The following is a 26,732-nucleotide window of genomic DNA, read 5'->3' as shown; positions in this document are numbered from 1 at the left end:
GGGACGGTACATTCGGGATTCGGGATTCGAGAGAGCGGCTGTGATGCTTCGAGGTGAGGAATGAAAGACATTGATCTTCGCAGCGATACGGTGACGCGGCCGACGGCGGCGATGCGCGAGGCGATGCTGGCGGCGGCGGTGGGTGACGACGTCTATGGCGAGGACCCGACGGTCAACGCGCTGCAGCAGCGGCTGGCCGACGACCTCGGCTTCGATGCCGGACTGTTCGTGCCCAGCGGAACCCAGTCCAACCTGCTGGCCTTGCTGGCGCACTGCGAGCGCGGCGACGAGTACCTGGTCGGCATGGATGCGCACACCTACAAGTTCGAGGGCGGCGGCGCGGCGGTGCTGGGCTCGATCCAGCCGCAGCCGATCGTGCAGGACGAGGACGGCAGCCTGCCGCTGGCGCGGATCGAGGCGGCGATCAAGCCGGTCGACCCGCACTTCGCACGCACCCGCCTGCTGGCGCTGGAGAACACCTGGCATGGCCGCCCGCTGCCGCTGGATTACCTGCGCGCCGCGCACGACACGGCGCGCGCGCACGGGCTGGGCCTGCACCTGGACGGCGCGCGGCTGTTCAACGCCGCGGTGGCCTGCGGCGTGCCGGCGCGCGATCTCGCGCGGCATTTCGACACCGTCTCGATCTGCCTGTCCAAGGGTCTGGGCGCGCCGGTGGGCTCGGTGCTGCTCGGCTCGCATGCGCTGATCGACAAGGCGCGCCGCTGGCGCAAGGTCTGTGGCGGCGGCTGGCGCCAGGCGGGCATGCTGGCCGCGGCGGGGATGCACGCGCTGGATCATCACGTGGCGCGGCTGGCCGACGACCACCGGCGCGCGGCCTACCTCGCCGGTCGCCTGCGCGAGATCGCCGGCATCGACTTGCTCGGTCAGCACACCAACATGGTCTTCGTCGACGTGCCGGCCACGCGCCTGCGCGAACTGGACGTCCATCTGCGCGAGGCCGGCATCCGCATCAGCATCGGCTACCTGCCGACCTTGCGGCTGGTGACGCATCTGGACGTCGACGACGACGGCATCGAGCGCACGGCGGCGGCGTTTGCGGCATTCTTCAAATCACATTGAACGCCAGCGGTCCGCGCGCAACCACGACAAGGATTTCTCCGGTGACCAACACGCATTCCCTGCTGCTCGCGCTGGCCTGTCTGGCGATGACCGGTTGTCTCCCCGAGGCCCCCTCGACCGGCCTCGCGCAGGCGCCCGCGGCGACCGCTTCCGTTGCGGCGCGGACGCCGATCGTGGCGAGCGGTCCGGCACCGCAGCCAGCCGCGCCGGTGTCGGCGCCGACCAAGCCATTCGCATTTGCTGCCGATGCCGCGTCGGCCACTGCGGGCTGCGCGTTCACCGGCCTGCAGTTGCCGCCGTCGACCAGGGTCTACGCCGCCGGTGCCTACGGCGGCAGTCGGCAGGATTTCCAGATCGACCAGAGCGGACACGAGGCCACTGCCATGCGAGTGGCGGTCAACCAGCCGGATGCGCCGGTGGTACTGATGCTGGGTGCCTACGAACCCACCGTGTGGAGCGTCGGCTGGACGCCGGGCACGCGCATTCTGGCGGTGCTGGTGAGCGGCTATCACCGGCAGGAGATCACCGGCCTGCCCGCCGACGTGCCGGTGCGGACAAGCACGTACGACAACAGGAGCGGCTGCGAATATTTCTACGTGGCGCCAAAAAATGCCGGCAAGCTCAACCCGATCGCACGCCGCATGTTTGGCCGTCCGGTCGACATGCTGTATCCCGCCCAGGGCGGCGAGGTGGTGGTCGGATCACCGCTGCCGGCAGGCAGCGCGCTGGTCACCGATGGAAGCGCCAGGCCGGCCTCCGCGTTCCGCTTGCCGAACAGCTCGCTGGCCGGGCCGGCGGGGCTGGAGCAGGGCGTGCGCGACGGTTTTCTGCGCGAAGCGGACGCTTCCGACGGTGCGGCGTGGATCGCTGCCCGACGCGCCCGGCAGCACGCTCCGGTCGATGCGCCGCCGATTGCCGGCGGCGCCCCGGCACCGCGCATGCCCTCGATGTTCCGCGCCTACGTGGTGCTGAAGGCGTACACCTTGCCGGCCGGATTGTACGGCGCGAATTCGGCCACCTTCTTCGTGCCCAAGGGCGTACCGCGGCCCACCGGCAAACTCGGTCACTCGACCCTGTATGACTTCAACACGGTCAGTTGCGTCGGGGTTGGCTGCGGTATGGAGTGAGCTTCGCGACGCAGGCCGTGCGGCAAACGCCGACACCCACGGCGCACGAACGCAGCTTGATCTTTCCGGCATCCGCGCGCGCTCCGGGCCTACACCGACGGCGCCCGACCCCGCCGTCCCCATTTGCTAGCATTCGGCCAATGCATTCCGCCGCCCTCGACATCCTGCGCAACATCTTCGGCTACCCCAGTTTCCGGGGCCAGCAACAAGCCATCGTCGAGCACCTGGGCGAGGGCGGCGACGCGCTGGTGCTGATGCCGACCGGCGGCGGCAAGTCGCTGTGCTACCAGATTCCCGCGCTGCTGCGGCAGGGCACGGCGATCGTGGTGTCGCCGCTGATCGCGCTGATGCAGGACCAGGTCGACGCCTTGCGCGAGGCGGGCGTGGCGGCGGCGTATCTCAACTCCAGCCTGGCCGCGGACGCGCAGCGCGAGGTGGAGAAGCAACTGCTGGCCGGCCAACTGAACCTGCTCTACGTGGCGCCGGAGCGGCTGCTGACGGCGCGCTTCCTCGACCTGCTCGAACGCACCGAGGTGGCGTTGTTCGCCATCGACGAGGCGCACTGCGTGTCGCAGTGGGGCCACGATTTCCGTCCCGAATATCGCGAGCTGGCGATCCTGCCGCAGCGCTTTCCCGCCGTGCCGCGCATCGCGCTCACCGCCACCGCCGACCCGCGCACGCGCGAGGAGATCGTCGAGCGGCTGGCGCTTCAGGACGCCCGTCAGTTCATCTCCAGCTTCGATCGCCCGAACATCGGCTATCGCGTGGGCTTGCGCCACAACGCGAAGCGCCAGCTGGGGGAATTCCTGCTCGGGCACGAGGGCGAGTCCGGCATCGTCTACTGCCTCAGTCGGCGCAAGGTGGACGACACCGCGCAATGGCTGGCCGAATCGGGCATCGAGGCGCTGCCGTATCACGCCGGCCTCGACGCGGCCACGCGCTCGAAGAATCAGCAGCGCTTCCTGCGCGAGGACGGCGTGGTGATGGTGGCCACGGTGGCGTTCGGCATGGGCATCGACAAGCCCGACGTGCGCTTCGTGGCGCACCTGGACCTGCCGCGCAGCATCGAGGGCTACTACCAGGAAACCGGCCGCGCCGGCCGCGATGGCTTGCCGGCCGAGGCGTGGATGATCTACGGCCTGTCCGACGTGGTGACGATGAGCCAGATGATCGCGCAGTCCGAATCGGCCGACGACCGCAAGCGCGTCGAGCGGCAAAAGCTGGAATCGCTCCTCGCCTACGCCGAGGCCACCGACTGCCGCCGCCAGCTGCTGCTGGGCGCGTTCGGCGAAACCTATCCCGGCCCCTGCGGCCATTGCGACAACTGCGTGGCGCCGCCGAAGACCTGGGACGCCACCGTGGTGGCGCAGAAGGCCCTGTCGGCGGTGTACCGCACCGGCCAGCGCTTCGGCTCCGGCCACGTCATCGACGTGCTGCGCGGCGAGGAGACCGAGCGCGTGCTCGGTCTCGATCACCATCGCCTGAGCACCTTCGGCGTCGGCGCCGACATGGACGAGAAACAGTGGCGCTCGGTGTTCCGCCAGTTGCTCGCCGCCGGCCTGCTGGAGGCCGACGCCGAGGGCTACGGCACCTTGCGCCTGACCACCGCCAGCCGTGCCGTGCTCGGCGGCGAGCGGCTGGTGAAACTGCGCGAGGACGCCCGCCCCGAACGTGCCAGCCGGCGCAAGCGCGAAGCCAGGCGGGTGGCCAGCGGCAGCCTGGGCATCGAGGCCTACGAGCAATCCACCTGGGACGCGCTGCGCGCCCTGCGCACGCAACTGGCGAAGCAGCAGGGCGTGCCGCCCTACGTGGTGTTCCACGACGCCACCTTGCTGGCGATGCTGCGCGCGATGCCCGCCAACGAGGACGAACTGGCCACCATCAGCGGCGTCGGTGAGTCCAAGCTCAAACGCTATGGGCGCGATTTCCTCGCGGTGATCAATACTCCCCAGTGATTCGGCGCCTGGATGCGGGCGTGCGCCCGGTACGCGCGCCGACGGTCATCCCGGGTGGTTCCCAGGGTGAAACGGGCGGGTTATGCTGGATGTGTTTGACAGCGCTGTCATACTGCAACCACGGGGCGACCGTAATCGTTTACCGGCCCGTGGGGCAAGGCGATGGCGGGCTGACGGCGCTGCATACGTATTCAACCGGACAGCGCGATGCGTGCACCGCAGAATCGGGGGCACGGCGACCTGTCATGACCTGGGGAAGGCAATGAGTTCGACGAGCGCGACAGATGGGCTGGGCCAGCACGCCACACTGCGGGTGATCCTGATCTCGGCTGCCGCCGCCCTGGGCGGCTTCCTGTTCGGTTTCGACACGGCGGTGATCAACGGCGCGGTCGACGCGATCCGCGCCCATTTCGGGCTGAATGCGGGCGAGATCGGCATCACCGTGTCCTGCGCGCTGCTCGGTTCGGCGTTGGGGGCGTGGTACGCCGGCATGCTGGCCAACCGCTTCGGCCGCGTGCGCACGATGCAGGTGGCCGCGGTGCTGCTGGTGGCTGCCGCCGCCGGTTCGGGCCTGGCGATGGCGGTGTGGGACCTGGTCCTGTGGCGGCTGGTCGGCGGCATCGGCGTGGGCGTGGCTTCGGTGATCGCGCCGACCTACATCGCCGAGGTGGCGCCGGCGCGGATTCGTGGGCGGCTCGGCTCGATGCAGCAATTGGCGATCGTGCTGGGCATCTTCGCCGCGCTGCTGAGCGATGCATGGCTGGCCGGTGCGGCCGGCGGCGCAGCCGAGGTGCTGTGGCTGGGCCTGCCGGCGTGGCGCTGGATGTTCCTCGCCGCGGTCACCCCGGCGCTGATCTACGGCCTGCTGGTGCTGGGCGTGCCCGAGTCGCCGCGCCACCTGGTGGCCAAGGGCCGCCTGGCCGATGCGCGGGTGGTGCTGCAGAAGGTGTTGTCGATGCACAGCACCGCGGCGCTGGACAAGAAACTCGGCGACATCGAGGCCAGCCTCCGCTCGGAACACAAGCCGCGCCTGCGCGACCTGTGCAGCAAGGGCACGGGTTTGCTGCCGGTGGTCTGGATCGGCATCGCGTTGTCGGTGTTCCAGCAGTTCGTCGGCATCAACGTGATCTTCTACTACTCGGCCACCCTGTGGCACTCGGTGGGCTTCAGCGAGGCCGACTCGTTCACCATCACCGTGGTCACCTCGATCGTCAACGTGCTGGTCACGCTGGTGGCGATCGCGCTGGTCGACAAGATCGGGCGCAAGCCGCTGCTGGTGGTCGGCTCGGCCGGCATGGCGATCACCCTCGGCATAATGGCGTGGTGCTTCTCGCAGGCCGTCGGCAGCGGCGCCGAGCTGACCTTGCCCGGCGCGGTCGGCATGGTGGCGCTGGTCGCGGCGAACGCCTACGTGGTGTTCTTCGGCGTGAGCTGGGGGCCGGTGGTGTGGGTGTTGCTCGGCGAAATGTTCCCCAACCGCATCCGTGCCACCGCGCTGGCAGTGGCCGCCTCCGCGCAGTGGCTGGCCAATTTCGCCATCACCAGCACTTTCCCGGCACTGGCCGAACTGGGCCTGACCTTTGCCTACGGCCTGTACGCGGCGTTCGCCGTGCTGTCGCTGGTGTTCGTGTTGCGCGCGGTGCGCGAGACCAAGGGCGTGGAACTGGAGGACATGCAGGCATGAGGATCATGGAGCACGGCTTCAGCGGCGGTACCGGCGCGCGGCCGCCGGCCAGCGCCTGCCTCGGCGTGGAAGCGCGCCGGGCGGTCTACGACGCGCGGCGCGCAAAGCAGCTACGATGCGGCAACGGCGATGGCCCGGCCACGGTTCATCGCGCGCGATTGAACGAGATGCTGACGGATCGGGTCGCGGATGAAGGGCAAGGCCACATCGATCGACATTGCACACCTGGCCGGAGTGTCCCAGGCCACGGTCTCGCGCGCCCTGTGCGGCAGCCCGCTGGTCAATGAGGAAACCCGGCGGCGCGTGCAGGCCGCCGCCGAGCAGCTCAACTACAAGCTCGACAAGAACGCCTCGAACCTGCGCCGGATGCATACCGGCACGCTGGCGCTGCTGTTCTTCGAGGACCCGACTGCCGACGAGTCGCACATCAACCCGTTCTTCCTGTCGATGCTCGGCTCGATCACCCGCGCCTGCGCCCTGCAGGGCCACGACCTGCTGATCTCGTTCCAGCAGCTGTCCGACGACTGGCACGCCGACTTCGCCGACAGCAAGAAGGCCGATGGGCTGATCCTGCTCGGCTACGGCGACTACCTCGCCTACCGCGACAAGCTGGAAAAGCTCGTCGCGCAGGGCACCCGCTTCGTGCGCTGGGGCGCGGTGCTGCCGGACCAGCCCGGGGTGTCGTTCGGCAGCGACAACGTCTACGGCGGGCGGCAGGTGGCCGAGCACCTGCTCGAACGCGGCTGCCGGCGCATCGCCTTCCTCGGCGACGCCTCCAGCCATTACCCGGAGTTCTTCGGCCGTTACAACGGCTACGTCGACGCACTCACCGCCGCCGGCGTCGAGGTCGACCCCGCGCTGCAGGAGAACGCCGAGAGCACCGAACACTCCGGCTACGAGGCCATGCGCCGGCTGATCCTGCAGGAAGCCGGCTTCGATGCCGTGTTCGCCGCCAGCGACCTCATCGCGATCGGCGCCATGCGCGCGCTCAGCGACCACGGGCTGCGCGTGCCGCAGGACGTCGCCCTGGCCGGCTTCGACGACATCGCCACCGCCAGCTTCGTCAACCCGCCGTTGACCACCGTGCTGCAGGACACCGGCCAGGCCGGCGCGGTCCTGGTCGACAGCCTGCTCGGCCTGATCCGCGGCGAATCGGTGGAAAGCGAGGTGCTGCCGGTGAAGCTGATGGTGCGCAAGTCCAGCTTGCGCTGAGCCATCGGCCGCTCACGGCCACTCGTTCGCATGCGCCCCCATCTCCCCGCGCTGCGGCCGCACCACGCAGAAGCGGTGACCGGTGGGGGCTTCCATCACCACCCAGGTGCGGATCGCTTCGACCTTCCTCGCGCCGAGGACTTCCAGCCGGTGCACTTCGGCCTCGATGTCGTCGCTCTCGATGTCCAGATGCACGCGGCTGGGGTGGGTGACTTTCTGCAGTTCGATGACGGGCTCGTCGTCGTGGGTGACCAGGCCGACGTATTTCTCCTGCGCGGGATCGGCGCCTTCCTTGATGGGGCGGCCCAGTGCCCGCGACCAGAAGCGGGCGGCTTCGTCGAGGTCGTCGGCGTGGCAGTCGATCATGAGGCTGCACAGGCGGCTGCGGTGCATGGGGTTCTCCTTCGCGGGCGGCAGGGCGGTCAGCCTTGCGGGCCCGTTGCGCTGCGGTCAAGCGCGAGCCGGCGGTGCGCTTGCTACTGTGGGTGCCTCGATGGCGATTCCCGGAGGCGTGCATGCGAGACCTGGCCGAGCTGATTCGCGACGTGCCCGATTTCCCCCGAGCCGGGGTGATGTTTCGCGACGTCAGCCCGCTGCTGGCCAACGCCGACGGTTTCGCGCGCTGCATCGAGGCGCTGGCCGCACCGTGGCGGGACAGCGGCGTGCAGGTGGTGGGCGGCGTGGAGGCACGCGGTTTCATCTTCGGTGCGGCACTGGCGCTGCGGCTCGAGGCCGGCTTTGTGCCCCTGCGCAAGCCGGGCAAGTTGCCGCCGCCGGTGCAGGCGGTGGATTACCGGCTGGAGTACGGCGAGGATCGGCTGGAGATCCGCGATGGCTTGTTGCAGCCGGCGCAGCGCGTGCTGCTGGTGGACGACGTGCTGGCCACCGGCGGCACGCTGTGCGCGGCGGCGGAGTTGATCGAGCGGGCCGGCGCGACGCTGGTCGGCGCCGGCGTGGTGATCGAGCTTGACGCCCTGGCGGGACGCGCACGCTGGGCGGAACGTGGCCCGCTGCACAGTTTGCTGCGCTACTGAACCATCGTACGCGCCGTTTCGCCGCAGTTGGGCAAGGCGGCCCATGCGCCGTGCGAGAATGCCGCGTTGTCGCACGCGTCCTGCGGGCGATGCTGAACGTGCCGAGGCCGTCGGATGTTGAAGAAGCTGCTGTTGTTGGGTGGGCTGGCCTGGGCCGGCCAGGTGCTGGCCGCCACCGCGCCGGCGAACGCGCCGGTGGTCGGCCCCACGATCACGCCGGCGGCGGTGCAGATGGTGCAGCAGGCCATCGCCAAGCTGTCGTCGAAGGTGGTGGTCGACTCGATCCAGCCGGCACCGCTGCCGGGTTTCTACCAGGTGATCGCGTCGGGTCAGATGGTCTACATCAGCACCGACGGCAAGTACCTGATGCACGGCGACGTGGTCGACTTGAGTCGCCGCGAGAACCTCAGCGACGATGCCTGGGCGAAGTTCCGCGTGGCCGCGCTGGCCAAGGTGCCGGCGTCGCAGCGGCTGGTGTTCGCGCCGGCGCAGCCGAAGTACACGGTGACCGTGTTCACCGACGTCAACTGCGGCTTCTGCCGCGCGCTGCACGAGCACATCGCCGCGTTCAACAAGGCGGGCATCGCGGTGGAATACCTGGCCTGGCCGCGCGAGGGCGTGACCACCACCGCCGGAAACCTCACCCCGACCTACAAGGAAATGGTCTCGGTATGGTGCGCGAAGGACCCCAAGGCCGCGCTCACTGCCGCCACCAAGGGCCACGCGCCCCCGGCGGCGACCTGTACCAACCCGGTGAAGCAGCAATTCGACCTGGGCGTGAAGCTGGGCGTGAGCGGCACGCCCACGATCATCGGGCCGGACGGCAGCGTGCTGGGCGGCTACGTGACGCCGGAGCAACTGCTGCAGGCGCTGCAAGCGGGCGGTTGATCCCCCGCGGCGGCTTGGGGCACCGCTGAAACAGTCTCCCGCAGACGGCTTCCGATCCTTCAAATAGGCGGCAGTCGATAGCCGATGGTGTGCGGGGCCGTGGCGCCGGATCGAGTGATCGACCGGCGTTTGCGTGATTGTGCTTGAATCCGCACCCCTCGCGTCGTCAAAAGACAAGACCGTCGCGGAAATTCCCGCCCATCATGGCGGTGACAGAGGGGTCCGTTGGCTGTTCCCGGGGGCGCTCCACGACCACAGAGCGTGGCGTGGCGCGAGGAATGAGTGGATTTGATCCGCCCGCCCATTGTTGGCACGTGTCCGCGCCAACGGTTCGAGACGTAAAGAAAGCCGCCAATGAACCTCCACGTCCGGCGAGGTACCTGCCGGAGCGCGCAGCCGTACCCGGCCAGGCAAGCCTTGGCCGCAGGGGAAGCCCGGTGGTACCGGGCGGTCGTCTTTCGAAAATGACACGGGGAGGAAAATCCATGCTTAAGACCAAACTCGCGGCCGCCGTGCTGGTCGCGTTGAGCTTCGGGCCGTGCGCAGCGTTCGCACATGGGCGCGACGCGCATGATGCGACGGGACAGGCAGGCACGTCCGGCGTGCAGCAGGACAACATGCAGTCCGCCGATGACGGCAATCATCCAACGCCGGACAGCACCAAGGCCAAGAAGCTCGAAGCAGTCACGGTGACCGGTTCGCTGATCCCGCAGACCGAGATCGAGACCGCCACACCGATCACCACCATCACGGCCGCAGACATCAAGGCTCGTGGTTTCACCACGGTGGCGGAAGCCCTGCAGCAGTCCTCGTTCGCGACCGGCTCGGTGCAGGGTTCGCAGTTCTCGGCGGGCTTCACGCCGACGGCGCAGACCCTGAGCATGTTCGGCATGCCGGTAGGTTTCGTGAAGTACCTCATCGACGGGCGCCCGATGGGCAACTTCCCGGGCCTCTACAACGGCAGCGATGTCTTCAACAACCTCAGCGGCATCCCGACCGAGATGGTCGATCGCATCGAGATCCTGCCTGGCGGACAATCCTCGCTGTACGGCTCGGACGCGATCGCCGGCGTGGTCAACATCATCCTCAAGAAGCACCTGGATGGCGGGCCGGTCGTCGATGCGCGCTACGGCTGGCACAGCGACGGCGGCGGGGCGAGCCGTCGCATCAGCGTGGCGGACAACTTCAGCGCAGGCCGTTTCAACCTGCTGGTCGGCGGCCAGTTCGAGAGCACCCAGCCGATCTGGCGCCGCGATCGCGACCTGACCGCCCACTACTACACCCACGGCACCAGTCCCGCGGTGGCGTCACGCGACTACCTGGTACTGGGCTACTTCACCGGCTACCATTTTTTCGACCCCGACAACTGCAGCGGCCTGACCGACCAGTGGTACGGCAACGAGGGCAAGCGGCACCGCGCCGGCAAGGGCGATTACTGCGGCTCCTTCACCAGCCCCGGCTACGCGACGCTGACCACCGACAACAAGCAGGCGAACTTCTACACGCATGCGACGTTCGACGTGAACGACAACCTGCAGTTGTACGGCGACCTGCTCTACAACTACCAGGAGCAGAAATACACCAACGGCGCCGACTACACCTGGTGGGGTACCAACGTGGTGACCGCCGCTGCGGGTGGCGGCTACTTCTGGGATCCGCGCATCGGTGACTACATGCTGGTGCAGCGCAACTTCTCTCCGGAAGAAGTTGGCGGTTACAAGAACATCATGAGCAAGGACACCGAAAATTCCTACATGCTCACGCTCGGCGCCAAGGGCACGCTCGGCCAGTCCGCCTGGGACTACGAACTGTCCTTCATGCATTCGGACGACAAGCTGCAGAGTCGCGTATTCCAGCGCTTCACCAAGCCGATAGAGGATTACTTCGCCTCCCACGTGATGGGGCCGCAGATGGGTACCTACTACGGCTATCCCGTGTTCCAGCCGGACTACGAGGCGCTCTACCATCCCGTCTCCAATGCCGACTTCCGCGCCTTCACCGGCTACACCGAAGACAACGCGAAGACCTGGGACAACCTGCTGCGCGCCCAGCTGACCAACGGGTCGTTATTCTCCCTCCCCGGCGGCGACGCAGGCATTGCCATGGTGCTGGAGGGTGGCAACGAAGGCTGGGACAGCACCCCGGACCCCCGGCTGCTGCAGGACATCGACTACAACGGCAACCAGGTTCCGTATGTCTGGGGCTGGAGCGCCACGCCGGGTGCCGGCCACCGCTCGCGCTACGCGGCCACCACCGAGCTTCGCCTGCCGGTGCTGAGCCAGCTCACGCTCGATGTTTCGGGTCGCTACGACAGCTACAAGGTGGCGTCCAGCCGCGTGAGCCACAAGACCTACAACTTCGGCATCGAATACCGGCCGTTCGAAACCCTGCTGCTGCGCGGCCGCTACGGCACCGCCTTCAAGGTGCCCACCCTGAGCGACGAATTCCAGGGCCTCAGCGGCTACTACAGCAGCGTCACCGACTATCTCAACTGTGGTCGCCTCGGCTTCTCCGGGGCAAACATCGACCAATGCCCGACGCCCTACGACAACGAGCAGTTCAACGGCCACACCTCCGGCAACCCGGCGCTGAAGCCGATCACCGCCAAGGTGTGGACCTACGGCTTCGTGTGGGCTCCCACTCCAAAGCTGTCCTTCAACGTCGACTATCTGCATTGGGACATCAGCAACGAGGTCGCCCAAGTCAGTGCGGACCAGCTGTCGAACACCCAGTACCTGTGTGATATCGGCACGCTGGACATGAACTCGACCACCTGCAGCATGGCATTCAGCCTGGTTACCCGCGGGCCGGGCCAGGGCAATCTGCTGGGCCACATCATTTCGATCGCCACGCCGAAACAGAACGTGGCGAACGAGAAGGTCAACGCACTCACCGCCGGCGTGAACTACGTGCAGGACATCGGCCGCTTCGGCCAGCTGGCACTGAACCTGTCCTACTCGGACATGTTCAAGCACACCTACCAGGACTACCCGACCGACGAGCCGGTGGATCTGCTGCGCCACCCCAACTGGAGCACGGATTTCAAGTCCAAGGCCAACGGCTCGATCACCTGGTCGAACGCGAAGTGGAGCACCACGCTGTACGCGAACCGGTTCGGAAGCACGCCGAACTACCTGGCCAGTTCGCTCGACAACTACACCTCCCCGGGCACCGGCCGGCTGGGGCCGTGGACGCTGTACAACGCGAGCGTCACATTCAACCCGACCAAGGCGCTTGGGCTGTCCCTGATGGTGAACAACCTGTTCGACAAGATGCCGCCCAGGGACACCAGCTACAGCGGCCTCACCGCCGAGCCGTACAACATCTTCAACTACAACGTGTTCGGGCGCGCGATCTACGTCGAGGCGAGCTACAAGTTCGGCCGATAGCCGCACCCGGATGCAAAACGCGACGGCCCCGCCCTGGCGGGGCCGTTTTTTTTCGGGCAGCGGGGGGGGGCGCTAGACCTCGATGCCCGCGCCGACCAGCAACTCGCGCAGCGGCGCCAGCGCCTCGCCGTACTTCCGCCAGCGCTGCAGCGCGCTGCGATAGATCGGAGCACGCACCTGCACGGCACTGGCGGTGGCCACCGGCGACGGATTGGCCTCGAATCGCAGGCAGTCCTCGTGCCACGGCAGAGCGCAGAACTCGATGATGCGACGGGACATGCGCTCCTGGTCGTCCACCAGGGCCTCGTAATCCACCTCGAGCACCCGCCCGGGAAACACGCGCTGCCAGTGGCGCATCATCGCGTCGAAAAGGATGTAGTAGCGGCCCGTATCGAGCAGGTCGAAGGAGTAATCGAAATACGGCGAATTGGGCGCGAACAACTGCCGAAAATTGCTCAGGCAGGTGTCCATCGGGTTGCGGCGCAGACACACGATCTTCGCGTTGGGCAATGCCTGGGCGATATAGCCCACGTAGAGAAAGTTGTGCGGCAGCTTGTCCACGAAGTGCGGCGTTCTGCCCGTGGCCGGCCGGGTGCTGTCCAGGTAGGTCTGCCCCAGCGTGCGGAAATCAACGTGACGGGTACCGGCGACGGTCTCGATATCCAGCAGCGAGCGGGTGTGGGTGCCGGACATGAACTTCAGCGCCATGCCGAAGTTCAGCATCTCGCCCGCCGAATGGACGTCCGGATGGCTGGATATGATGCGCTCGACCAGGGTGGTGCCGGTGCGGGGCATCCCCACGACGAAAATGGGCTCCTCGCTGGCGCACCCTCGGCTCGGCGGGGGCGGTTCCGGAAACCGTGCCTGCAGCGCGGAGAAAAGCTGTTCATCGCGCGCGATCCGGTAATCGCGGCCCTTGCCTGCGGCAGCCTTGCCCCTGGCCATGTGGTCGAGCGCCCGGGCGTACTCGCCCAGATCTTCCAGCTCCTTGGCCAGCGCCATGTTCAGGCACACCTGGGCCTGCGTTTGCCCCGCGTCGGGGCCAACCTCGCCCAGCACCGCTTCCAAGCGCGCCACGTGGTTGGCCACGGGGGTCTGGCGCCGCAGTTGGGCCAGCGTCAGATGCGCCCGCCAGTAGCGCGGTTCCAGTGCAAGGCAGGCTTCAATCTCGCGCTCGGCGCCATCGATGTCGCCGACGGCAACCATCGCGGTGGCCAGGTTGTAGTGGTAGACCGCGTGACCGGGCGCGCTGGATGCGGCCTGGCGAAATACCTCGACGGCCTGGCCATGGGCTGCGATCTGCGTATAGACCACGCCCAGCGTATCCAGCGTCTGCGCGCGCCCGGGCGCGAGCGCGAGCGCGCGATCGGCTTCCTGCCGCGCGTCCCGCGTGCGGCGTGCCAGGACCAATGCCTTGGCGTGGTGTACCGCGAATTCGGCATTGTCGGGCGCCATCGTCGCGGCCCGGCCAAGGCTGTCGATGGCTTCGGGAAGCTGTTGCATCTCGAGGCTGGCGATGCCTGCGATGTAGTACAGCATCGGGTGCGGCGGCAAGTCGGCCTTCAGTGTCCTGGCCAGGGCCAGCGCTTGCGGCCATGCACGCTGATTGAACAGGGCGGTCAGGTGCTCGAGGGTGGGCTGGTCGGTCATGGCTGCGGCATGTCGAGGGACGGCGGCGGTTGCGTCAATTGCCCTGCAAGAATGCAACAAATAAGGAACGATAGCGGTGCCAGGAACAATCCGCATGGCGTGGCGGTTGCCGGGCAGCCACGCCGCGGCGAAACGACTTGTCCGCGCCTCGACCCGAGACCGGAGGCGGTGCGTTCGTGCACATGCATCGCCGTGAACCGGCCTTCCGGCAGCGGCTTGGCGTTGCCTTATGCCGTATTGCAGCATTGGGGTAGAATGGGCGTTTCCTCCGCACAGCGCCCCCTTCCCGCATGATCGCATTCGACGGGCAAAGCGCCCTCTCGCCGTTCCGCCTCGAACGACTCAATGCACGGCTCGACGCCATGCACCGGGGCGTGCGCGTGCAATCCGCCTGGCATGTGTTCGTGCTCGACATGGACGCGGCGCCAGAGGGCACACTGCGCGAACGCCTGCTGGCCGTGCTGGAGGCGAAGGACGCCGCGCCGCAGCCGGCCACGTTGTGGGTGGTGCCGCGGCTGGGCACGATCTCGCCGTGGTCGAGCAAGGCCACCGACATCCTGCATGGCGCGGGTTTCGACGTGCGCCGCGTCGAGCGCGGGCTGGCGTGGCAGCTCAGCGGTCTGCCCGAACCCGGCGCGCCGGATCATGCGGCGATCATGGGTGTGCTGCATGACGCGATGACGCAATCGGTGCTGGCCCGCCTGGACGATGCGCAAGGCCTGTTCCTGGCCGGCACGCCGGGCGACCTGGTGCACGTGGCGCTGGGCGCCGATCCGCAGGCGGCGCTCGCCGCGGCGAACCGGCGCCTGGGCCTGGCGCTGGCCGAGGACGAGATCGAATACCTGGTCGAACGCTACGCCGAGCTGGGTCGCGATCCCACCGACGCCGAACTTTTCATGTTCGCCCAGGCCAACTCCGAGCATTGCCGGCACAAGGTGTTCAACGCCAGCTGGACGGTGGACGGCGAGGAACAGGACAAGACCCTGTTCGGCATGATCAAGCACACCCACCAGCAGTCGCCCGCACATACACTGTCTGCCTACAGCGACAACGCCGCGGTGATCGAGGGCAGCACGGGCAAGCGCTTCTTCGCCGACCCCGCCGACCGCGTGTGGCGCGGGCACGAGGAGCGCATCGACTACGCGATCAAGGTGGAGACGCACAACCATCCTACCGCGATCGCGCCCTGGCCCGGCGCGGCCACCGGCGCCGGCGGCGAGATCCGCGACGAGGGCGCCACCGGCCGCGGCGGCAAGCCCAAGGCCGGGCTCACCGGCTTCTCGGTGTCCGACCTGCGCATCCCGGGCGCGCCGCAGCCGTGGGAAGTGGACCGCCCGCTGCCGCCGCGCATGGCCAGCGCATTCGAGATCATGCGCGACGGCCCGCTGGGCGCGGCCGCGTTCAACAACGAATTCGGCCGGCCCTGCCTGGGCGGCTATTTCCGCGCCTGGGAAAGCGAAGTGCCGGGCCAGGCCGGGGTGCGCCGCGGCTACGACAAGCCGATCATGCTCGCCGGCGGCCTCGCCAACCTGCGTCCCGACCATGTGCTGAAGCGCGCGGTGCAGCCCGGCCACGCGGTGATCGTGCTGGGCGGGCCGGCGATGCTGATCGGGCTGGGCGGCGGCGCCGCCTCGTCGGTGGCCGGCGGCGCGTCGAGCGCGGAGCTGGACTTCGCCTCGGTGCAGCGCGACAACGCCGAGATGGAGCGGCGCTGCCAGGAAGTGATCGACGCCTGCTGGGCGCGCGGCGAGCACAACCCGATCGTCAGCGTGCACGACGTCGGCGCCGGCGGCCTCTCCAACGCGATCCCCGAGCTGCTCAACGACGCCGGCGTCGGCGGCGTGATCGACCTGTCGAAGATTCCCTGCGACGATCCCTCGCTGTCGCCGATGCAGGTGTGGAGCAACGAATCGCAGGAGCGTTACGTCCTCGCCATCGCGCAGGAGAACCTCGCCGAATTCGAGGCCATGTGCATCCGCGAACGCTGCCCGTACGCCGTGGTGGGCGAGGCCACGCTCGAGCGCCGCCTGCTGCTGACCGATCCGCGCCGCGAGCTGACCGTCATCGACCTGCCGATGGACGTGCTGTTCGGCAAGCCGCCACGCATGCATCGCGACGCCGTGCGGGTAACGCCGCGGGTGGACCTGCTGCCCGACCTCACCGGCATCGACCTGGACGAGGCGCTGCTGCGCGTGCTGCGCCTGCCCACCGTGGGCAGCAAGAGCTTCCTGATCACGATCGGCGACCGCACCGTCGGCGGGCTCAACCACCGCGACCCGATGGTCGGTCCGTGGCAGGTGCCGGTAGCCGATTGCGCGGTGACGCTCGCCGATTTCGACGGCTATGCCGGCGAGGCGATGGCGATGGCCGAGCGCGCGCCGGTGGCCGTGCTCGACAGCGCCGACGCGGCGCGCCTGGCGGTGGGCGAGGCGATCACCAACCTGGCTGCCGCACCGATTGCCAGCCTCGGCGAGGTGCGCCTGTCGGCCAACTGGATGGCCGCGGTGAATCATCCGGGCGAGGACGCCGCGTTGTTCGACGCGGTGAAGGCGGTGGGCATGGAACTGTGTCCGCAATTGCAGATCTCGATCCCGGTCGGCAAGGATTCGCTGTCGATGCAGGCGGTGTGGAAGGACGGCGCGCAGGAGCAGCGCACGGTGTCGCCGGTGTCGCTGGTGATCACCGGCTTCGCCCGCGTCGGCGACGCGCGCCGCACGCTGACGCCGCAACTCAAGCTCGACCGCGGCGCCACCGACCTGTGGCTGATCGATCTGGGTGCCGGGCGCGATCGCCTCGGTTGCTCGGCGCTGACCCAGGTGTTCAATCGCTCCGGCGGCATCCCGCCCAACCTGGACGATGCCAAGCGCCTCAAGGCGCTGTTCGAACTGGTTCAGCAGGCCAATGCGAATGGCCTGCTGCTGGCCTACCACGACCGCTCCGACGGCGGCGTGATCACCACCTTGCTGGAGATGGCCTTCGCCGGCCACTGCGGCCTGGAGCTGCATCTCGACGGCTGGGCCGAAGCCACCTTGCGCGCGCTGTTCAGCGAGGAACTGGGCGCCGTGGTGCAGGTGGCCGAGGCCAACCGCGAGGCATTCGAGTCGCTGCTGGTGAAGTTCGGCCTGGCCGGCATCAGCCATCGCGTCGGCCGGCCGAAGGAGAAGCTCGGCATCAAGCTGTTCCTCGGTGACGAAGTCTTCGTCAAGTGGAACTGGAGCAAGTTGTACAAGGCGTGGAACGAAACCAGCCACGCCATGCAGCGCCTGCGCGACAACCCGCAGAGCGCCGATGCCGAGCTGGAGTGGCGGATGGATGACGCCGATCCCGGCATCAGCCCCAGGCTGGCGTTCGACCCGGCCGAGGACGTGGCCGCCGCGTTCATCGCCAAGGGCCCGCGGCCGCGCGTGGCGATCCTGCGCGAGCAGGGCGTCAACGGCCAGGTCGAGATGGCCGCCGCGTTCACGCGTGCCGGTTTCGAGGCGGTCGACGTGCACATGTCCGATCTCGCCAGCGGCCGAGTGAAGCTGGCCGACTTCCGCGGCTTCGCCGCCTGCGGCGGATTCTCCTACGGCGACGTGCTCGGCGCCGGTCGCGGCTGGGCCACGTCGATCCTCTACAACGACATGCTGCGTGCGCAGTTCGAGGCGTTCTTCGCCGACGAGACGAAGTTCGCGCTGGGCGTGTGCAACGGTTGCCAGATGCTGTCGCAACTGAAGGAGATCATCCCCGGCGCGCAGCACTGGCCGAAGTTCCTGCGCAATGCGTCGGAGCAGTACGAGTCGCGCGTGGCCACGCTGGAGGTGCTCGATTCGCCCAGCATCTTCTTCCAGGGCATGGCCGGCTCGCGCATCCCGGTGGCGGTGGCGCACGGCGAGGGGCGGGTGAGTTTTCCGCAAGCGTGCAGCCCGTCGAAATCGCATGGCGCGGTGCGCTTCGTCGACAACCGCGGCAAGCCGACCGAGAACTTCCCGCTCAACACCAACGGTTCGCCCGGCGGCCTGGCGGGCTTCACCGCCGCCGCCGGCCGCGTGACGATCATGATGCCGCACCCGGAGCGGGTGTTCCGCAGCGTGCAGATGAGCTGGCACCCGGAGTCGTGGGGCGAGGATTCGCCGTGGATGCGGATGTTCCGCAACGCACGCGTGTGGTGCGGCTGATCGACGGCATGTGGCGCTGGCGTCAGCGATGACTCGGCGTCGCCCCGCGTGGATGTTCGCCGGCTGCACCGCGCTGTGGGTGGTGCTGCTGGCGTTGCTGCCGTGGTGGTTGGGGTTGCCGATCCTGCTGGCGCTCGCCGCGGCGGTCTTGCTGCTGCAGCATCGGCTGGCAACTGCGCATGCCGCGCTGATCCGGAGCGCCTTGCGCTGGGGCCTGCCGGGCTGGTTGTTTGCCCTGCAACGCATCCTGGGTGGCGATGCCTTCGCCTGGGGCGCGGCCCTGCTCGGCGCGCTGGTCGGTTACACCTTGCTGGCCGGGCTGGAAGCCTGGCTTGATCGGGACTTGCGCCGTGCGCCCGCCGGGCCGCCCGCCGCGGAATGGCCCGAACTCGCCCACGCACCGATCGGACCGCCGGCCGAGATCATCGAGCTGTCGCCGCCGCAATGGCATGAAGCGCGTGGCGAGCTGCCCGACCCCCTCGGCGGGGCGGTGCATGGCGAGCCCGGCGGCTGTCGTTTCGACGATGGCACCCGCGTCGAAATGCGGGACGGCGTCACCCGCATCGCCTTCAGTCCCGCCGGTCGCTGGTTTGTCGCCTGCAGCGGCAAGCGCGGCGTGCTGCTGTGGGATCGCCAGCGCGATCGACGGCACCGCCTGCGCGGCTGGCAACTGTGCGGCTGGTACCGCGAGCAACCCTGGCTCAGCCGCCGCGAAGGCACCATGCCGCTGGCGCTGGCCGCCGTGCTGGGCCACGACGCCGACGAACCACCAGACCCTCCCCACACCCCGTAGGAGCCCGCTCGCGGGCGATGCTTTCGCTCTTGCTTTTGCGATTCCCCATTCCCGGTCCAAGGGCATCGCCCGCAAGCGGGCTCCTGCGCGCGGGGAACCGGAGGTTCACGTGCTGCGCGTCTCCGCGCATACTTCGCGCGGTGAACATGCCTGCCATTCCTCCGTCCTCGTCCTCGCCGGCGCTCAGCGTGATCGTAGTGGCGGCCGACAGCGGCCCGGATCTGCGCGATTGCGTGCGCCAGGTGCTGGCCTGCCGGCTGCCGCTGGAACTGATCCTGGTCGACAACGCTTCGCACGATGGCGTGCCGCCCGCGATCGCGCGGGCGTACGAGCACGACGAGCGGCTCAAGCTGATCTACAGCCATCGCAACATCGGCTTCGGCCCGGCGGTGAACTTGGGCGCGAAGCAGGCCGGCGGCCGCGCGCTGCTGATCCTCAACCCCGATTGCCTGATCGGCGAGGACGACCTCAGGCGGTTGCTGGCGGTGCAGGCCGCGCATCCGAAGGCCGGCCTGATCGGCGCGGTGGTGTGCGACGCGGAGGGTCGGCCCGACCCGGCTTCGCGGCGGCGCGATCCGCTGTTGCGCCGGTCGCTCAACACACTGCTCGGCCGGCCCGGCGAGACGGTGGAAGTCGGCGGCGAGATTCCCGCCGAGCTGATCGAGTGCGAGGCGGTTTCCGGTGCGCTGATGCTGCTGACTCGCCAGATGTTCGAGCGCCTCGGCGGCTTCGACGAGAAATACTTCCTGCATTGCGAAGATCTGGATCTGTGCCGCCGCGTGCGCGACATCGGCTACCAGGTGCTGCTTGCCGGCGACGTGCGCGTGGCCCATGGCAAGGGCAGCTCCAGCCGCCATCGCCCGGTGTTCGTCAGCCGGCACAAGCACCGCGGCATGTGGCGCTGGTTCCGCCAGCATGATCCGGCCGCGCGCAACCCGTTCGTGTCGGCGGTGGTGTGGCTGGGCATCTGGACGCACTTCGTGCTGCAGGTCCCCGGCCAGTGGTGGCGGCTGAAAACGAGAAGCAAGTGAGGAAAGCCAGAGGCAACATCGCCTCGTCGCGCCGCTGTCGTTCTCTCACTCCTCACTCCTCTCCACGCACTTCTCGCCGATGACCCCACGCACCCTGACCATCCTCGCCACTCTCGGCCTGATCGCGATGACGGCGGTGTGGGGCTCGACCTTCGTGCTGATCAAGGACGTGCTCGGGCGCATGCCGGTGGCCGATTTCCTGGCCGTGCGTTTCGTCATGGCGGCGCTGGCGATGGTGCTCCTGTTCGGGCGGCAGGCGTGGCGGCTCGGCGCTTTGCAGATCCGGCGCGGCCTGCTGCTCGGCGTGATCTACGGTGTCGGCCAGCTGGTGCAGACCTGGGGACTGGCGCTGATCTCGCCCAGCGTCAGCGGCTTCGCCACCGGCATGTACGTGGTGTTCACCCCGATCCTTGCGCTGCTGGTGCTGCGCCAGCGCGTCGCGGCCAGCGTGTGGCTGGCCATCGCCGTGGCCACCGCGGGCCTGGCCTTGCTCACGCTCGACGGTTTCGAGATCAACCTGGGCGTGTGGCTGACCCTGGCGTCGGCGGCGTGCTACGCGCTGCACATCGTGCTGCTTGGGCAGTGGTCCCGCCGCGGCGAGGCGTTCGGCCTGTCGGCCGTGCAGATGGTGGCGATCGCCGGGGTCTGCTCGCTGGCCACCTTGCCGCACGGTCCGATGTTGCCGCCGGACCCCGGCGCCTGGTTCGTCGTGCTGTACATGGCGCTGATCGCCGGCGCCGGCGCGATGGTGATGCAGACCTGGGCGCAATCGCATCTGCCGGCGGCACGTGCCGCCATCGTGATGACCACCGAGCCGGTGTTCGCCGCCGCCTTCGCCGTACTGCTGGGCGTCGATGCGCTGACCTGGCGCATGCTTGCCGGCGGCGGCCTGGTGCTGGCAGCGATGTACCTGGTGGAGCTGATGCCGCGGCGCGACGAGCTGCCGGCCGAGGCGGTGCATCACGAGGTGTGAGGGCGTTCCCCTGCGGGCGGGGCGACACCCGGCTGCAGCGCGATGCGTACCAGGTAGACGATGATCGCCACGTTGCCGACCAGGGTGGCCAGCTTGATCCAGCCGAAGTGGTACAGCGTCTCGTACAGTTCCAGCGGGATCAGCGAGCCGGTGGCGATCACGGTGAACCACTCGGCCCAGTGCTTGCCCAGCCACAGGCCCACGCCCTCGATGCCGAACAGCACCGCGTAGCCGAGCGCCACCAGCCCCACCGCCTCGAACTTGCCGGGGCCGAGCTGGTGCAGCAGTTCCACCAGTTTCCAGCGCAGGCCGTTGCTGTCGGCCAGCGACAGGTGCTCCAGCCAGTGCACCAGCTGCTCGAAGTTCTGCTGCCGATAGAAGTGGAACGCCGCCAGCGCCACCAGCAGCAGGCACGCGGTCTTGATGATCTCGTAGATCGCGATGACGCGCAGGCCGGCGTGGTGCTGGCCGCGTGCGGTTGCCGCGGGGGTGGCTGCGTCGCCGGATTCGGAGTTGGGCATGGGCGGAGAAGACATGGGCAGCAGACATTCTCGCCGATCAGGCGTGGTGCCGCCTGTGCGTGATGGCACGAGTTCGCGGAAATGGAGCTGTGTGCGATCTTGACAGCCGACGAGGATCATCCAACCCTGTAGCACTTGCTCACCCCCGATGGGGCGGTCGCTTGCCGAGGTCACGTGGCGCCTCGGGTCGGCCTGTCTTTTTTCCGGTCGAGCTTGGGATGTGTGGCATTGAGCGGGCGGATGTCGGTGCTGGTCGTGATTGGCTACGGTCGTCGCTGGCTGCCGCTTCGGGGGAAGCATGGCGGCGCCGACTCAGCCCGGCACGAACGGACAAGCGCCCGGCAACCCCGGACCGGAGCCGCTCTGACTCGAGCAGTCCATGCGAGTTCCGGAGCATGCTTGCCGGCACCTGTTGGAACGACAAAAGGGAGACAAACGGATGTTCGACCATCTCGCTATCGACGTGGACTACCTGGCCGACTGGAGCACCGGACGCCGACAACAGCACAGCCTGTACATTCCCGGCTCGACGCTGCTGGAGTGGGTGGATGCCGCTGCCCGTGCCGTGCAGGCCGGTGCCAGCGCACCTCCGGGGAGCGGCTCCCAGGCTGATCCCTACGTCCTTGGCGGGTACGGCAGTTACGCCGGCGCTTGGCAGGCCGCGGCAAGCCGTCGGTCGCAGGACCTGTACTTTTCCATCGCCGGTCGCCTGATCCACAAGATCAAGGATGGGCGCAGTGGCGGCTTCGCCGATGGGTGTTACATGTGTGATGTCGGCTATTCGGGCACCGACGCCCGCGCCGGCACCATCTGGAATCGGGCCGATGGTGCGAGCTATCGCGAGTTCGGCAAGTTCATGCACGAAGGCAATACGGTCTCCGGCATGGAAGGCGTCGTCTGGTCGCAGCGTATCGCGGCGTCCTTGCGCGGCGTGCTCAAGGGAACCGCCCCCAGAACCGGCGGCGGACTCCAGGCGAAGGGTACGCGCTGGACAGTCGACATGAACCCCGACGAGTTGAAACGCAAGGCTCCGCAGAAGGCCTCGGCCCCGCAGACAGCTGGTGCGGCTGACACCATCTCGGCCTTGCCGCTGCTGTCTGCCGTCATGTTCATAGCCGAGCCGATGCGCAATGCCCGTGCCTGGATGATGGGACTGATGATGCTCGACCTGATGGGGACGGAGTACCAGGCACCGACTCCAACGGCACATGGCAAGCACTTCACTTTCCAGCGTGCGTTCGTCCATCCGTCCCGTCTGGGCGACCCTGCCTGGAGTGGGGAGACCAACACGGCCAACGACACTGCACCCGCAGCCTGGGTCAACCGGCAAGCCGGGCGCGACCAACGAACTGCGAGGAGCATGGCGCGCCCGGGGAGCGCCGCGGTCGAGGGGCTGTATCCGCCGTCGCCGAAATGGTCGGGGCGATCATCGGCGCGTATTGACGTCGCCAATGACTATATCCAGGCCAAGGAAACGGCGATCGTGTGCCGCTGGCTTGAGCAGGAGTTCAACGCGTATGTCGGAAGCGTCGTGGTGGCGAAAGCGCTGGCCGGCGGGCCCGGCACCCGTAGAAACGCCATGACCGCCTCCTTCGGCAGCGAGAGTGCCATGCGCGGGTTTGCGGATGACCTGGAGCGGGTCATCAAGACGGAGTTGATCCAGCGCAGGGCGGCATCGTTCGATACGCCCGGAGTCCTGTTCCGCTGACGCGAGTCGGAATAGGTGCCGGGTCTGCCGGGGTTTCCGGCACAAGGGACCCGACTGGGTTCTTCCTCCAGCAACAGCGCCCGCCGTCGCCCTTGCAGCGCGCTTCCTTGCGCTCGCGGAAGAACTCGCCGTGGCCAGGCGGAGATCGGGTGGCAGCGGGGGGAGCGGCCGGAATTGTCGCCGGTCCGGCGCGTGCCGGCGGCATGCCTTGCACGCTTCGCAGTGCCACACTGCGCGGACCGGGTGGCGCACCGGGTTCGTTCGTGGAGGATGTGCGCGCGCGCTCCACTCTTCGTTTACCCGTTCCGGAGGCCAGCCATGCCCCATCCCGTCGAGCATTCCACCGCCGTGGACGAGCCCGCGCCGCATGGCCCGTCGGCGGTCGGCCTGCGCGACGCGAAACTCGGCGGCTGGTATCGCGAGGACAGCGGCGAGCTGTTCCGCGGCGTGCCGATCGGCGCCGGTGACGTGGTGGTGGACGTCGGCTGCGGCGCCGGCGTCAACAGCGTGTTCTGCGCGCGCCACGGTGCCCGCGTCTACGCCATCGACCGCGAGCCGCAGGTGATCCGCGAGGTGCGCGCCCGGCTGAGCGTCGAGGGCCGCGGCACGCAGACCGCGCTGGTCAGCGACGCAAACCCGCTGCCGCTGGACGACGGCATCGCCACGCGGGTGATCTGCACCGAGGTGTTGCAGCACGTCGACGACCCGCGTCAGGTGCTGGCCGAGCTGTTCCGTGTCGGCGCATCCGGCGCCATCTACCTGCTCAGCGTGCCCGGCGCGCTGCAGGAGACGCTGCAGGAAAAGGTGTTGCCGCCGGAGTACCGCGAGCTGCCCGGTGGCGCACTGCGGGTGATCGGACGCGACGAGTTCGCGCAATGGATCGGCGAGGCTGGCCTGGTGGTGGTGGAGCACACCCAGCACGGCTTTTTCTGGTCGATCTGGTGGGCGCTGTTCTGGGGTTGCCGGGTGGAGCTGCATGACCCCGCGCATCCGGTACTCGATCACTGGACCGCGGCCTGGCAGGCGCTGCTGGATATGCCGCAGGGCGCGCAGCTCAAGCAGCAGCTGGACGAGTTCATGCCGATCAGCCAGATCGTCGTGGCGCGCAAACCCTGAAGCCGGCACGCCGTGCCGCGCGGACGCTCAGCAACAGCGCCCGCCGCCACCCTTGTAGCGCGCTTCCTGGCGCTCGCGGAAGAACTCGCCGTAGCTCGGCACCTTGCGTTCGGGATGGTGTTCGCGCAGGTGCTTGACGTAGCCGTCGTAGTCGGGGATGCCGCAGCACAGGCGGGCGGTTTGCACCGCCCACTTGCGCACGGACCGGAACGTCGCGTTCATCTCAGCCGGCCACGCTGCTCAGCGCCACGTAGGGTTCCTCGTGCGCGGTCGGGTGGTTGGTGCGCCAGGCCTTGACCAGCGAGCGCAGGGAGAACAGCACCATCACCACGACCAGCGCCATGAACAGGCCGGTGAGCACCATGTCGACGTAGTTGTTGGTGACGATCTGCTGCATGGCGGCGGTGGTCTTGGCCGGCGCCAGCAACTGGCCCTGCTGCATGGCGTCGGCGTACTTGTTGGCCGCCGCGGTGAAGCTGATCGGGCCGACCAGTTTCTGGTAGCCGGCGGTGAGCGTGCAGACGATCAGCCACAGCGCGGGGATGCCGGGCACCCACACGTAGCGCTCGCGCTTGAGTTTCACCACCACCACGGTGGCCAGCATCAGCGCGATCGCGGCGAGCATCTGGTTGGCGATGCCGAACAGCGGCCACAAGGTGTTGATGCCGCCCAGCGGGTCGACCGCACCCTGGTACAGGAAGTAGCCCCAGATGAGCACGCAGATCGCGGTGGCCAGCAGGTTGCCGGCCCACGAATCGGTTTCCTGCAGCGGCTTGTGGATCAGGCCGGCGATCTCCTGGATCATGAAGCGGCCCACGCGCGTGCCGGCGTCCACCGTGGTGAGGATGAACAGCGCCTCGAACAGGATCGCGTAGTGGTACCAGAACGCCATCAGGCCGCCGGAGGGCATGATGTTGTGCAGCAGCTGCGCCATGCCCACCGCCAGCGTGGGGGCGCCGCCGGCGCGGCTGAGGATGCTGTTTTCGCCGATGTCTTTCGCGGTCTGCAGCAACTGCTCCGGCGTCACCACGAAGCCCCACTGGCTGATCGTGGTGGCCGCGTCCTGCACCGTGCTGCCGATGATCGCGCTCGGCGAGTTCATCGCGAAGTACACGCCCGGGTGCAGGTAGGTGGCGGCGATCAGCGCCATGATCGCCACGAACGCCTCCATCAGCATGCCGCCGTAGCCGACCATGCGCGCCTGGCCCTCGTTGGCCAGCAGCTTGGGCGTGGTGCCCGAGGCTATGATCGAGTGCCAGCCCGACACCGCACCGCAGGCGATGGTGATGAACAGGAACGGGAACAGGTCGCCGGCGAACACCGGGCCGGTGCCGTCGATGAAACGCGTCACCGCCGGCATCTGCAGGTCCGGTGCGGTGATCAGGATGGCCAGCGCCAGCAGCGCGATGGTGCCGATCTTGAGGAAGGTGGAAAGGTAATCGCGCGGTGCCAGCAGCAGCCACACCGGCAGCACCGAGGCGACGAAGCCGTAGCCGATCAGCCACCAGGCCAGCGCCTTGGCATCCATGTCGAACAGCGGTGCCAGCGTGGCCGAGTCCGCCACGAACTTGCCGGCCCAGATCGAGAGCAGCAGCAGGATCAGGCCGATGATCGACACTTCGAGAATGCGTCCCGGCCGGAACCAGCGCATGTAGCCGCCCATCAGGAAGGCGATCGGGATGGTGCAGGCCACGGTGAAGGTGCCCCACGGGCTGTGCGTGAGCGCCTTGACCACCACCAGCGCCAGCACCGCCAGCACGATCATCATCAGCACCAGCACGCCGATCATTGCCACCAGGCCGGGCAACGGGCCGAGTTCCTCGCGCAGCATGTGGCCGAGCGAGCGGGCGTCCCGGCGCAGCGAGAGGCCGAGGATCATGAAGTCCTGCACCGCGCCGGCGAACACCACGCCGAACAGGATCCACAAGGTGCCGGGCAGATAGCCCATCTGCGCGGCCAGCACCGGTCCGACCAGCGGGCCGGCGCCGGCGATCGCGGCGAAGTGATGGCCGAACACCACCCACTTGTCGGTGGGCACGTAGTCGAGCCCGTCATTGCGCAGTACCGAGGGCGGCGCGCGCGTCGGGTCCAGCCGCAGCACCGAGTGCTCGACGAACTTGCCGTAGAAGCGAAAGCCGATCGAGAACACCGCGATGGCCGCGGCCACCAGCCAGATCGCGTTGACCGGTTCGCCGCGCCTGAGCGCCACCACGCCGAGGCAGGTTGCACCGATGATGGCGACGACGGTCCATACCAGCTTGCTGGCGACACCGGATCTGCGCACGGCGACTTGCATGGCGGTTCTCCTCGGCAATGCCGCAAGAATCGTCCTGCCGGCGGCGGGGGTCAATCCCGGAAGCCGCGCGCCGGCATTAGCCATTGGTCGAATGGCAGGCGCGCCCGGCTTCGTTGCG

General features: G+C 68.2%; 19 protein-coding genes. 14 read left to right on the top strand and 5 right to left on the bottom strand.

Translation table 11 applies throughout. The features are described 5' to 3' along the window. The first annotated feature begins 60 nt into the window (after window positions 1-60). The 5 genes from ltaE (at window position 61) to ACVCMB_RS07880 (ending at window position 7,058) form a co-directional block, all read left to right on the top strand. A complete protein-coding gene (gene ltaE / locus ACVCMB_RS07900) occupies window positions 61-1,080 on the top strand; it encodes a low-specificity L-threonine aldolase (protein ID WP_447106580.1) in 1,020 nt (339 codons plus the stop codon). 41 nt (window positions 1,081-1,121) lie between these two features. Beyond that, window positions 1,122-2,207 (top strand): hypothetical protein, encoded by a 1,086-nt coding sequence (locus tag ACVCMB_RS07895; protein WP_395119954.1) that lies wholly within the window; start codon window positions 1,122-1,124, stop codon window positions 2,205-2,207. Window positions 2,208-2,347: 140 nt separating this feature from the next. After that, entirely contained in the window at window positions 2,348-4,162 is a 1,815-nt protein-coding gene (gene recQ, locus ACVCMB_RS07890; protein ID WP_447106579.1) for a DNA helicase RecQ, read from the top strand. 262 nt (window positions 4,163-4,424) lie between these two features. Beyond that, a complete protein-coding gene (locus ACVCMB_RS07885; protein ID WP_447098265.1) occupies window positions 4,425-5,846 on the top strand; it encodes a sugar porter family MFS transporter in 1,422 nt (473 codons plus the stop codon). Window positions 5,847-6,035: 189 nt separating this feature from the next. After that, window positions 6,036-7,058, top strand: coding sequence for a LacI family DNA-binding transcriptional regulator (locus ACVCMB_RS07880; RefSeq protein WP_395119950.1), 1,023 nt, complete (start codon window positions 6,036-6,038; stop codon window positions 7,056-7,058). A 12-nt stretch (window positions 7,059-7,070) separates the two neighbouring features. On the opposite strand, the gene ACVCMB_RS07875 is transcribed toward ACVCMB_RS07880, so the two are convergent. Beyond that, window positions 7,071-7,451 carry a VOC family protein gene (locus ACVCMB_RS07875; RefSeq protein ID WP_447106578.1) on the bottom strand — a complete coding sequence of 127 codons (381 nt, stop codon included), beginning with the start codon at window positions 7,449-7,451 and terminating at the stop codon, window positions 7,071-7,073. Window positions 7,452-7,573: 122 nt separating this feature from the next. Between ACVCMB_RS07875 and ACVCMB_RS07870 the strand changes: the two genes are divergently transcribed. The 3 genes from ACVCMB_RS07870 (at window position 7,574) to ACVCMB_RS07860 (ending at window position 12,369) form a co-directional block, all read left to right on the top strand. After that, on the top strand, window positions 7,574-8,092 hold the full coding sequence (locus tag ACVCMB_RS07870; RefSeq protein WP_447106577.1) for an adenine phosphoribosyltransferase: 519 nt from the start codon (window positions 7,574-7,576) through the stop codon (window positions 8,090-8,092). Window positions 8,093-8,206: 114 nt separating this feature from the next. Further along, on the top strand, window positions 8,207-8,980 hold the full coding sequence (locus ACVCMB_RS07865; RefSeq protein WP_395119947.1) for a thioredoxin fold domain-containing protein: 774 nt from the start codon (window positions 8,207-8,209) through the stop codon (window positions 8,978-8,980). 485 nt (window positions 8,981-9,465) lie between these two features. Further along, complete coding sequence (locus ACVCMB_RS07860) at window positions 9,466-12,369, top strand: TonB-dependent receptor domain-containing protein (RefSeq protein WP_447106576.1); 2,904 nt, start codon at window positions 9,466-9,468, stop codon at window positions 12,367-12,369. A gap of 72 nt (window positions 12,370-12,441) precedes the next feature. Here the strand turns inward: ACVCMB_RS07860 and ACVCMB_RS07855 are convergent, their stop codons facing one another. Continuing rightward, window positions 12,442-14,019 carry a sulfotransferase gene (locus tag ACVCMB_RS07855; RefSeq protein WP_447106575.1) on the bottom strand — a complete coding sequence of 526 codons (1,578 nt, stop codon included), beginning with the start codon at window positions 14,017-14,019 and terminating at the stop codon, window positions 12,442-12,444. 290 nt (window positions 14,020-14,309) lie between these two features. On the opposite strand from ACVCMB_RS07855, the gene purL reads away from it, so the two are divergent. From purL to ACVCMB_RS07835, 4 genes are all read left to right on the top strand, one after another. Then, window positions 14,310-18,176: a phosphoribosylformylglycinamidine synthase gene (gene purL, locus ACVCMB_RS07850; protein ID WP_447106574.1), complete on the top strand. Its 3,867-nt coding sequence runs from the start codon at window positions 14,310-14,312 to the stop codon at window positions 18,174-18,176. A gap of 28 nt (window positions 18,177-18,204) precedes the next feature. Beyond that, on the top strand, window positions 18,205-18,969 hold the full coding sequence (locus ACVCMB_RS07845; protein ID WP_447106573.1) for a hypothetical protein: 765 nt from the start codon (window positions 18,205-18,207) through the stop codon (window positions 18,967-18,969). 146 nt (window positions 18,970-19,115) lie between these two features. Continuing rightward, entirely contained in the window at window positions 19,116-20,000 is an 885-nt protein-coding gene (locus ACVCMB_RS07840) for a glycosyltransferase family 2 protein (RefSeq protein ID WP_447099825.1), read from the top strand. A 79-nt stretch (window positions 20,001-20,079) separates the two neighbouring features. Next, a complete protein-coding gene (locus ACVCMB_RS07835; RefSeq protein ID WP_395119941.1) occupies window positions 20,080-20,973 on the top strand; it encodes a DMT family transporter in 894 nt (297 codons plus the stop codon). Here the strand turns inward: ACVCMB_RS07835 and ACVCMB_RS07830 are convergent. Continuing rightward, window positions 20,961-21,494 (bottom strand): DUF2127 domain-containing protein, encoded by a 534-nt coding sequence (locus ACVCMB_RS07830; protein ID WP_447107150.1) that lies wholly within the window; start codon window positions 21,492-21,494, stop codon window positions 20,961-20,963. The genes ACVCMB_RS07835 and ACVCMB_RS07830 overlap by 13 nt on opposite strands. A 439-nt stretch (window positions 21,495-21,933) precedes the next feature. Here ACVCMB_RS07830 and ACVCMB_RS07825 point away from each other — a divergent pair, with 439 nt between their 5' ends. Together ACVCMB_RS07825 and ACVCMB_RS07820 are read left to right on the top strand one after the other, a co-directional pair. Next, the gene (locus ACVCMB_RS07825) at window positions 21,934-23,202 is read left to right on the top strand and encodes a hypothetical protein (protein WP_395119940.1); all 1,269 of its coding nucleotides are present in this window, start codon (window positions 21,934-21,936) and stop codon (window positions 23,200-23,202) included. 318 nt (window positions 23,203-23,520) lie between these two features. After that, window positions 23,521-24,318, top strand: a complete 798-nt coding sequence (locus ACVCMB_RS07820) for a class I SAM-dependent methyltransferase (RefSeq protein ID WP_447106572.1) — start codon at window positions 23,521-23,523, stop codon at window positions 24,316-24,318. Between the two features lie 27 nt (window positions 24,319-24,345). Here the strand turns inward: ACVCMB_RS07820 and ACVCMB_RS07815 are convergent, their stop codons facing one another. Both ACVCMB_RS07815 and ACVCMB_RS07810 read right to left on the bottom strand, forming a co-directional pair. Further along, window positions 24,346-24,540 (bottom strand): YbdD/YjiX family protein, encoded by a 195-nt coding sequence (locus ACVCMB_RS07815; protein WP_395119938.1) that lies wholly within the window; start codon window positions 24,538-24,540, stop codon window positions 24,346-24,348. A 1-nt stretch (window position 24,541) separates the two neighbouring features. Beyond that, window positions 24,542-26,602, bottom strand: a complete 2,061-nt coding sequence (locus ACVCMB_RS07810; RefSeq protein WP_395119937.1) for a carbon starvation CstA family protein — start codon at window positions 26,600-26,602, stop codon at window positions 24,542-24,544. Between the last annotated feature and the right edge of the window lie 130 nt (window positions 26,603-26,732).

The sequence above is a fragment of the Rhodanobacter sp. UC4443_H10 genome, from assembly GCF_052978325.1.
This window is presented reverse-complemented; position numbering and strand designations above follow the sequence as displayed.

Excerpts from the sequence above, each read along its gene's own strand:
- ltaE (WP_447106580.1), top strand. The coding sequence starts at position 61 with ATGAAAGACATTGATCTTCGCAGCGATACGGTGACGCGGCCGACGGCG.
- recQ (WP_447106579.1), top strand. The coding sequence starts at position 2,348 with ATGCATTCCGCCGCCCTCGACATCCTGCGCAACATCTTCGGCTACCCC.
- ACVCMB_RS07885 (WP_447098265.1), top strand. The coding sequence starts at position 4,425 with ATGAGTTCGACGAGCGCGACAGATGGGCTGGGCCAGCACGCCACACTG.
- ACVCMB_RS07880 (WP_395119950.1), top strand. The coding sequence starts at position 6,036 with ATGAAGGGCAAGGCCACATCGATCGACATTGCACACCTGGCCGGAGTG.
- ACVCMB_RS07875 (WP_447106578.1), bottom strand. The coding sequence starts at position 7,451 with ATGCACCGCAGCCGCCTGTGCAGCCTCATGATCGACTGCCACGCCGAC.
- ACVCMB_RS07870 (WP_447106577.1), top strand. The coding sequence starts at position 7,574 with ATGCGAGACCTGGCCGAGCTGATTCGCGACGTGCCCGATTTCCCCCGA.
- ACVCMB_RS07865 (WP_395119947.1), top strand. The coding sequence starts at position 8,207 with ATGTTGAAGAAGCTGCTGTTGTTGGGTGGGCTGGCCTGGGCCGGCCAG.
- ACVCMB_RS07860 (WP_447106576.1), top strand. The coding sequence starts at position 9,466 with ATGCTTAAGACCAAACTCGCGGCCGCCGTGCTGGTCGCGTTGAGCTTC.
- ACVCMB_RS07855 (WP_447106575.1), bottom strand. The coding sequence starts at position 14,019 with ATGACCGACCAGCCCACCCTCGAGCACCTGACCGCCCTGTTCAATCAG.
- purL (WP_447106574.1), top strand. The coding sequence starts at position 14,310 with ATGATCGCATTCGACGGGCAAAGCGCCCTCTCGCCGTTCCGCCTCGAA.
- ACVCMB_RS07845 (WP_447106573.1), top strand. The coding sequence starts at position 18,205 with ATGACTCGGCGTCGCCCCGCGTGGATGTTCGCCGGCTGCACCGCGCTG.
- ACVCMB_RS07840 (WP_447099825.1), top strand. The coding sequence starts at position 19,116 with ATGCCTGCCATTCCTCCGTCCTCGTCCTCGCCGGCGCTCAGCGTGATC.
- ACVCMB_RS07835 (WP_395119941.1), top strand. The coding sequence starts at position 20,080 with ATGACCCCACGCACCCTGACCATCCTCGCCACTCTCGGCCTGATCGCG.
- ACVCMB_RS07830 (WP_447107150.1), bottom strand. The coding sequence starts at position 21,494 with ATGCCCAACTCCGAATCCGGCGACGCAGCCACCCCCGCGGCAACCGCA.
- ACVCMB_RS07825 (WP_395119940.1), top strand. The coding sequence starts at position 21,934 with ATGTTCGACCATCTCGCTATCGACGTGGACTACCTGGCCGACTGGAGC.
- ACVCMB_RS07820 (WP_447106572.1), top strand. The coding sequence starts at position 23,521 with ATGCCCCATCCCGTCGAGCATTCCACCGCCGTGGACGAGCCCGCGCCG.
- ACVCMB_RS07815 (WP_395119938.1), bottom strand. The coding sequence starts at position 24,540 with ATGAACGCGACGTTCCGGTCCGTGCGCAAGTGGGCGGTGCAAACCGCC.